This is a genomic window from Candidatus Hydrogenedentota bacterium, from assembly GCA_035416745.1.
Lineage (GTDB): Bacteria > Hydrogenedentota > Hydrogenedentia > Hydrogenedentales > SLHB01 > UBA2224.
Window position 1 is genome coordinate 66,128 of the sequence record DAOLNV010000019.1, and the last position, 8,154, is coordinate 74,281.

Genomic DNA, 8,154 nt, shown 5'->3' on the forward strand with positions numbered 1-8,154 from the left:
GGGCCATGCTGAAGAGGTGGATATTCAAGGTATTGACGGTCGTTGTAGTGATCATCCTCGGGGTCTTCTCGGTCGGGTGCCCTGGAAATCTCAACGGAGGAGATTGGGGGGATGACGGTGGGGACGGCTGGGACGACGGCGGCGATGGCTGGGACGACGGCGGCGACGGCTGGGATGACGGCGGCGACGACTGGGATGACGGCGGCGACGACTGGGACGACGGCGGGGACTACGAGGACGGTTGGTGAACGGTTGGGGCGGCGGCGACGATGACGAGGCAATTGAACCTCAACCCTGCTTCAGAGGCCAGACGTATCCTGACTGTCTTGAAGCTATGCACTCCGCGGAATGGAATGAAGCCCCCGGCGGAGATTACACCGAGGGCTTAGCATAAAGAATGGCGCATGTGCGGGGGAGACGCCATTTCTGAAAACGTTTGAAACCCGAAAACCGCATCTTCAGCTACGCGGTGACGGTGGTTTCTGTCTGATGAGAAGGCGTCCGCCCCGGTCAGGCATCACTCGCGTGGCCACAGGAGACCGTATATCGCCGCGAGCAGAAGATTCAGCGGCGACAAAATCATGCTCAAAAGCATACCCGGCAGATTGAACAACCACATGAGCAGGTTCATGTTACGTTCCTCCCCTGAATTCCGGCGGCGCAATGGCGGCCCCCACATCTCGTCGATACGTTGGTTGTGATCATATCGGCGCGCGCCGCCTGTGTCAAAAGGTATCCTTCCGCCATGGACCCGCGTTCCGGCCCGTCCATGATGTGGTCCTTTGACCTCCCGCCCGCTATACTGGGCGAATCTGCTGAATTGCTGAAACCATAGGGGAATCGCGCTATGTCAGGGCACTGGACCATTACCGATTATGACAAGACCTTGACCGGGGAACTGACGGGACTGTTGCCGCCGAAGATCTTCGATGTTCACGCGCACCTGTACCGCGTTCGCGACATCAACGCGCCGAGTCTCGCGCTCGCGCACGAGGGCCCTGACACCGTGCGGGTGGAAACCTGGCGCGAACGGTTGGGGGCGCTGTTGCCCGGAGCGGAACTCGTGGGCGGGCTGTTTTTCCCGTACGTTGCGCGGCAATGCGACAATGCCGCCGCCAACGCGTTCCTGGTCGAGCAGGTCAGCACGCAGCCCGGGTCGCGCGGGCTGGTCATCGCGACGCCCGCCATGTCCGAGAAAGACGGCGCGGCGCTGCTCGGCCACGAGGGCATCATCGGTTTCAAACCCTACCACTGCTACGCCGCGCGGGAAGACACAGCGAACGCCACCGTCAACGAGTATGTGCCCGATTGGGTCTGGCGGCTCTGCCACGAACACGGCGGCATCCTCATGCTGCATCTGGTGATGCCCGGCGCGCTCTCCGACCCCGCCAACCTCGAGACGCTCCTGCGAAATTGCCGCGCTTATCCCAACGCGAAACTCGTGCTCGCCCACGCTGCCCGGGGGTTCCATGCGCCCAACACGGTCCGCGCCATCGGCCGCCTGCGGGGCCTCGAGAACGTGTGGTTCGACACGTCGGCCGTGTGTGAAGCAACGCCGCTGCTGGCAATCCTCGAGACGTTCGGTCCGCGAAAACTCATGTGGGGCAGCGATTTCCCCGTATGTTTTCAGCGCGGACGCTGCGTGACCGCCGGCGACGGGTTCTTCTGGCTCGGGCCCGAGCATATCGACGCATCGTCCATGTTCGCGCCGCGATTGGCCCTGGTCGGCCTCGAAGAGCTGCGCGCCCTGGCCGATGCCGCCGCCCAATTCGGACTCGACCCCTGCGACCTCCAGGACGTGTTCCACGACAACGCGGCGCGACTCCTCGGGCTGCTGCCCGCGACGGCCAATGCGACCCAGGAGCGGTACGACTACGCGAAAAAGCACATTCCGGGCGGCACGCAGCTTCTGAGCAAACGGCCCGAGATGCTTGCGCCGAATCAATGGCCCGCGTATTACCGCGAGGCCCGGGGCTGCGAGATCTGGGACCTCGACGGCCGGCGCTACTACGACATGTCCATCCACGGCATCGGCGCGTGCCTGCTCGGGTACGCCGACCCCGACGTCTCGCGGGCGGTCCGCCGCCGCGTGACACTGGGAAGCTGGTCGACCCTCAACCCGCCCGAGGAAGTCGCCCTGGCCGACCGGCTGTTCGCGATACACCCGTGGGCAAACCAGGTGCGCTACGCCCGGTGCGGCGGCGAATCGGCGGCGGTGGCCGTCCGCATCGCCCGCGCGACCACGGGCCGCAGCCACGTGGCCATCTGCGGGTACCACGGCTGGCACGATTGGTATCTCGCCGCGAACCTGGGCGACGACGACTCCCTCGACGGCCATCTCCTGCCCGGTCTCAAGCCCAAAGGCGTGCCCAAGGAACTCCGGGGCACCGTCCACACTTTCCGTCACGGCAATATCGACGAATTTCATGCGGTTCTGGACCAGTACGGCGACAAGCTCGCCGCAGTCGTCATGGAACCCTGCCGCCACCACGACCCCGAGCGGGGTTTCCTCGAATCCGTGCGCGACGGCGTCCACAAACACGGCGCGCTCCTCATTTTCGACGAGATCACCATCGGGTGGCGGCTCAACTTCGGCGGGTCCCATCTGCGGATGGGGGTCAATCCCGACATGGCCCTGTTTGCCAAGACCATCAGCAACGGCCACCCCATGGCGGCCGTGATCGGCACGAAGGAGGCCATGGAAGGCGCGCACGAGTCCTTCATCAGCAGCAGCTACTGGACCGAGGGCGTCGGACCCACGGCTGCCCTCGCCACGCTCGACAAAATGGAGCGCGAACGGGTTTGGGAACACGCGGGCCGCATCGGGCGTCTGGTCAAAGCCGCCTGGCAGCGGCGCGCCCAAGCCCACGGCGTGCCCATCAAGGTGGACGACGGCTACCCCTGCCTGTCGCACTTCGCGTTCGACCATCCCGACGCCACCGCTCTGCGCACGTACTACACCCAGTTGATGCTCGAACGCGGATTCCTTGCCGGGACCGCCGTCTACGTCACTCTCGCGCATACGGAGGCCATCGTGGAACAGTTCGAGGAGGCGTTGGACGGCGTGTTCGCCGAGCTCGCCACGGCTCTCGCGGAAAACACCGTCGCCCGCCGCCTCAAAGGTCCTTTGGCCCACAGCGGCTTCGCCAGGCTCGTGTAGGCAATGCAGGGCTGCGGGACCTGCTTGTCTCGTCTCGCAGCGCCGTCTGCTTCCCGTCCAGCCGGCCTTGTTCGGCGGCCGCGACCTGTTGAAATGCGGGAGAACCGGTTCTACAATGCGCACGGGCTGCGGAAAACCCAAACGAGCCGCCGAGGAGGCCCTGTCCAAACCATTGACACGGGGGGAAATTCGCGCAGTCGCCGGCCGCATCAAGAAAGAGCCGGAACCGTTAACCGTCAACCGCGTTCGAGCGGAATAAAGGAGCTGGGACCATGAAAAAGCTCGTTGGAATCGCGTTAACCGCCTTGGTTGCCGTCGCGCTGAGCGCGCAGGCCGCGCCGCCTGAAGGCGAGGGATGGCGCTCCCTCTTCAACGGCCAGAACCTCGACGGCTGGGAGAACAAATCGGGCCAGGCCGAGATTTGGCAGGTGAAAGACGGCGTCATCGACTGCAACCCGCGCGTCGATCTGCCGGGCGACAAGTCCCTGTGGTGTAAAGAGTCCTTCGGCGACTTCCAGCTCTTCATCGAATGGCGCATCAAGGGCACCAAGGGCGAATATCCTGTGCCGACAGTGTTGCCCGACGGCAGCTTCAAGACCGACGAAAACGGCAAGGTCATCATCACCCCGACACCCAACGCCGACTCCGGCATCTACCTGCGCGGGTCGGACAAGTCGCAGATCAACATCTGGTGCTGGCCAATCGGCTCGGGCGAGGTCTGGGGTTACCGCATGGACGACACGATGCCGCCCGAGGTGCGCGCGGGCGTGACGCCTAAAACGAAGGCCGACAAGCCCATCGGCGAATGGAACACCTTCATGATCACCATGAAAGGCGACCGCCTGACCGTCGAGTTGAACGGAAAGACGGTCATCGAGAACGCCCAGATGCCCGGCGTGCCCGAGAAAGGCCCGCTCGCGCTCCAGCATCACGGCGGCTACAACAAGGCAGACGACCAGTGGAACCCTGCCTCAAGCCTCGTGCAGTTTCGAAACATCTACGTCAAGGAACTGGGCGAGAAATAAGCAGCAGCCGGGGACTGTCGAGCGTTAGAGAACCCGCTTCCGGACTCTTTCAACGGCGCCACTGTCCCCCTCCAGCGACAGCTATTGGGACGCCGCCGTGATAACCTTGCCAACAAGGCCTTCCGGCGCGCAGGCACCGGCGATGTCCTGACCGGAAAAGGCCAGGGGATAGCTCCAGACCACCATGTGGTCGTAGTAATCATGGCCGTGGCAGGTCCCGCCGGTCTTCGAGCTGATACCGCACGGTTGCGCCCATGGCATGGCGTGAGGTCCGCGGAACACGGTATCCAGCATCGTCTTGGCAGCCTGCTCTCCTTCGGCCTTCCTGCCATGGTATAGAAACGCCATGGCAGCGGTCGCGTTGCATTGTATGAAGATGTCGCGCGACCAGCACGTGTCCGGGATGCCGGACCCGGCGCCTTCCTCGCACAGCCGTCCGTCCGGAAACACGGCGTTGACCATGCCGTAGGGTGAAGCCGGGATATTGAGTTTGGCGATACTATCCAGCGCCTCGCTTATGCGGTCCTCGGGCAGCGCATCGGCCAGGCCAAGCACACGCGTGCACCAGATCCCGCTCAGCTGCATCGCGGGACATGCGTCGTTGCGGCGTCCTGTGGCAGGCTCGTTGTAGGTGCGGTAGTAGTCGCCGGTCCACAGTTTCTCTTCGTAACTCTTCTGCCCCTGCTCCAGAAGAGCTTTCCACCTGCTGGCCTGTTCCTGGTCACCCGCCAACCCGGCCATCTTGATCCCGCACACCAACGTTGCGAGCCCCTTTCCGGCCGTATAACTGCTGGCGCCGTACCAGGGCCAGTTGTCCATAGGGTTGTTGGCGGGGAACGACTCGCCCTGGATGGCGTGGGCATGGTCCTCGACCAGACCGTCGCCGTCTTTGTCCAGCGACATCATGAATTCGATGGCGTCGCGCGCGGAATCCCAGAAATCCGCGAGAAACTCCCTGTCCCCGGTGCGCAGGTAATACCGGTAAATCATCTGCGCATATTCGCCCGACCCGCAGGTGTGTTGGCAATGGTACCTCGGGTCTCGTATTCCAAAAGCGAGCCCCAGGCAAAATGGCGGTTCCCCGCCCCGCAACTGGAAATAGCGGATCGCCTTGAGTGTCGTCAGCTCCAGTTCAGGGAAGAAGAACAGCGCGGGCCAGTGGCCGAAAAAGCGGCACGGCATCGTCTCCGTGATCGAGCACGTCGAGAAACTCTCGTTGACGAGAAACAGCCCCTCGTTGCCCCACCAGTCGTCCGGGCGCGTCGAGGCGAGCCATAGCGAGTTCTTGGTCAGGGCGTATGGGGCGTTGACCAACGCCTCTTTGAGCCAGGGAGGCAAATCCGCCCCGTACAGCACATCTTGATAGGCGAATATGCGACGCAGCCAATCCGCATAATTCGCGGCAGCGTGTGCAGCCACCGCCCGCGCGTCCGCAAACCGTTCCGCGTACATGTGCTTCTCAACCCGCCCTGAACTCTCGCGCAAATACGGCTGGTTCCACGACAGGATGAACCGGGCACATTTGCGCTCGCCCGGGGCAAGTTCGAACGACGCCGACGCCCGAACGCCTGCTTCGCCGCTTTCCACCAGGCCGTTCTCGACTGCTGCGGCCCAGGTGTGCCGAACCCAATCGGGCATCCGCTCAATGGGCGGGTGCGTTACCTGGATGCCCTGCCAGCCTCCTTCCGAGAAGGGGGCCGTGTCGCCTTTGGGAAATCCTTGCGGTGAAAACGTCACCGTCGCATTGTGCGCGGTATCGGCGAGATTGGTTACATAGGCCTCAAAACAGGCCGCCGGGGTGTTGGATTCAACCGCATCCCCCGGTAAGAACGGACCGAACGCACGGACCTCCACGCACACCGGAGCATCAAATTCAAACCGCGCGTCGGCCACGGGAAAGTGGCCGAAGTAGTGGACCGCTTTCGCGTCGCCCGAGCCGTCGCGTGGCGTGGCGACAGTCAGCTCCTTCCCGTCCACGGACAGGCTCAGGAAAGGCAGCCCGAGGACCAGCGGCGCTGGAAACCGGTTGAAGATCGAGCTCTTTCCGAGGCGTCCGTCCGGGTCCAGGCACAGGTAGCCCGTTCCCACGCCTCCCAGGGGCATGCCGCCGTCCTCGAGCGAGCCCGCGGGGTACACGGTGCCGCACGCGGCGTTATTGAGATTTTCAACTCGAAATAATTGCAGCAGCTTCGGGTCGGAAAAGGCGTCACACATGGGATTGGACAACGAGGCCCCCAACGTGGCGAGAAGCGCAGGCACGGCAACAGACAGCATGATAACCCCTTCCTTCTTGCGGAAAACGCCCAAGACATGTCGTCAGCACCGCATTATATCTGCTTGCACAGGGGGAAAGTCGAACGAGCGGATTTAACCGTGCAGGATCCGTGAACCCGCCCCACAATCGGGCGTAACGGGCTTTTCGGGCTCACCTTCACGCCCCTGCTCCTGCCCGAAGTGCGCATGCCATGGCCCGCCAGAGCCAATAGAGGCAAATACCCGCACATACTCCCGGCTTTCCGATAAACCGCAATGTGAAGCGGCAAAGCAGTGCGTGCCCGGAACAGGTCTTCGCATGCGGGGCCGCCAGGTTAAACTTGTGCGCCTCGCCGTGCCGTGCCGAAGAAGCGGCGCGCGCTCACCGCGGTATGGGTATGAGCTGCGAAAAGTCGTCGCCCTCGACGATGCGAGCGTCGGAAGGCGCGACGAACGTGAACTGCGCGAGGTTCAGCGCGGGGTTCAGCGCGATGTCCGTCATGAACGACTTGAAAATGACGCGGCCGCGCCGGTCAAAGGCCTGTGCCAGCACGGGCAACCCCGTATCTTTCGCAAAGCACAGGTTCCATTTTACAGGCTCGAGGACGTCATCGCCGGGCGTGCGGACGTCGGCCTCGATAACGTAACACGAAATGGCGTTGAAAGCGCGGTCGCCAAGCAGCCGCACGTCGCAGTCCTCGTGCAGGGCTTTGAACAGGGCGTCACCGCCCACGGCAAGGTCCTTCTCGGCGGGTTTGTGACGCATGACGGTCTTCTGGAACAGCATGTTGGTCATGATATTCGCGACGGCCCCGTCAAATACACCCAATGCCTCAACGGGCAACGCTGCGGTCGGGCTGACGGATGGCGCGGTGATGTCGCCGCCCAGGTCCACGCGGAACAGCCGTTTGCCTTCGTGCTTCTTGTAGGCGAAGGGTCCCGAGGCCTGGACGGGCAGCGCCATGTCTGCAATGTCCAATTGAACGGCGATATTCAGGACGCCGCGCGCCGATTGCAGCGATTCCCACGCTGTGACGATCTGGTTCTCGGCGGCCATAAGCGGGTCAGGGGCGGCTTCCTGGGCGATGGCTGGCGTGGCGAGCACCATCGCCAGCAACATCAACAGGTGCTTCATACGCATACGCTATCCCTCAATGTCGTGGCTGTCTTCGGATAGTGTGCCATATTTCCTCATGGCGCGCCAAGCCTCTGTCAGAATTCTAATCGCCGGATAATGAAGCCCTCGCGGGTGGGATCTTGTTGTCTCCACAAAGACAAGAACGAACTCACACGGAGACACAGGGAACACGAAGATTGAATCCTCCGAAACAGAATGAGACAGGAGGCATCAGTGTGGATTGCGCGGTGGTGCTTCATCGAGAGACGGGTCCCGGGCTCTTGGACACAGTGTACGAAGCGGTTCGCGCGCGCGATTTGGAGGCCCGGGGTCTGCGCGCGGCACGTCGGGTTCCCATCCCCATCGAGCTTCGCGGCATCCGGTTCGACGAAGGATTTGGTGCAGACCTCAGCGTGGAGGATGCCATTCTTGTGGAACTCAGATCCGCGGAGAAGGTCACGAAAGCGCACCATAAGCAGGTGTTGACCTATCTGCGGTTGACGGGTATCAGACTCGGCATCTACTCGACTTCGGCGAGGTTTTGATAAGGGACGGCGTTCCCCGCATCATAAACGGAGACGTCGAATAGATTCCGCTTC

The 8,154-nt window shown here is 62.8% G+C and carries 6 protein-coding genes; 4 read left to right on the forward strand and 2 right to left on the reverse strand.

Going from position 1 to position 8,154, the window contains the following annotated elements; translation table 11 throughout:
- From PLJ71_08620 to PLJ71_08630, 3 genes are all read left to right on the forward strand, one after another.
- Positions 1-248 (forward strand): hypothetical protein (locus tag PLJ71_08620; protein ID HQM48738.1); only part of this gene is annotated, 248 nt, incomplete at its 5' end.
- Positions 249-847: 599 nt separating this feature from the next.
- Positions 848-3,160, forward strand: a complete 2,313-nt coding sequence (locus PLJ71_08625; protein HQM48739.1) for an aminotransferase class III-fold pyridoxal phosphate-dependent enzyme — start codon at positions 848-850, stop codon at positions 3,158-3,160.
- 272 nt (positions 3,161-3,432) lie between these two features.
- Positions 3,433-4,185, forward strand: coding sequence for a DUF1080 domain-containing protein (locus tag PLJ71_08630; protein HQM48740.1), 753 nt, complete (start codon positions 3,433-3,435; stop codon positions 4,183-4,185).
- Between the two features lie 81 nt (positions 4,186-4,266).
- On the opposite strand, the gene PLJ71_08635 is transcribed toward PLJ71_08630, so the two are convergent.
- Together PLJ71_08635 and PLJ71_08640 are read right to left on the reverse strand one after the other, a co-directional pair.
- On the reverse strand, positions 4,267-6,459 hold the full coding sequence (locus PLJ71_08635; protein ID HQM48741.1) for a GH116 family glycosyl hydrolase: 2,193 nt from the start codon (positions 6,457-6,459) through the stop codon (positions 4,267-4,269).
- A gap of 361 nt (positions 6,460-6,820) precedes the next feature.
- Positions 6,821-7,573 (reverse strand): hypothetical protein, encoded by a 753-nt coding sequence (locus PLJ71_08640; GenBank protein ID HQM48742.1) that lies wholly within the window; start codon positions 7,571-7,573, stop codon positions 6,821-6,823.
- 218 nt (positions 7,574-7,791) lie between these two features.
- Here PLJ71_08640 and PLJ71_08645 point away from each other — a divergent pair, with 218 nt between their 5' ends.
- Entirely contained in the window at positions 7,792-8,100 is a 309-nt protein-coding gene (locus PLJ71_08645) for a GxxExxY protein (GenBank protein HQM48743.1), read from the forward strand.
- Positions 8,101-8,154 lie beyond the last annotated feature (54 nt).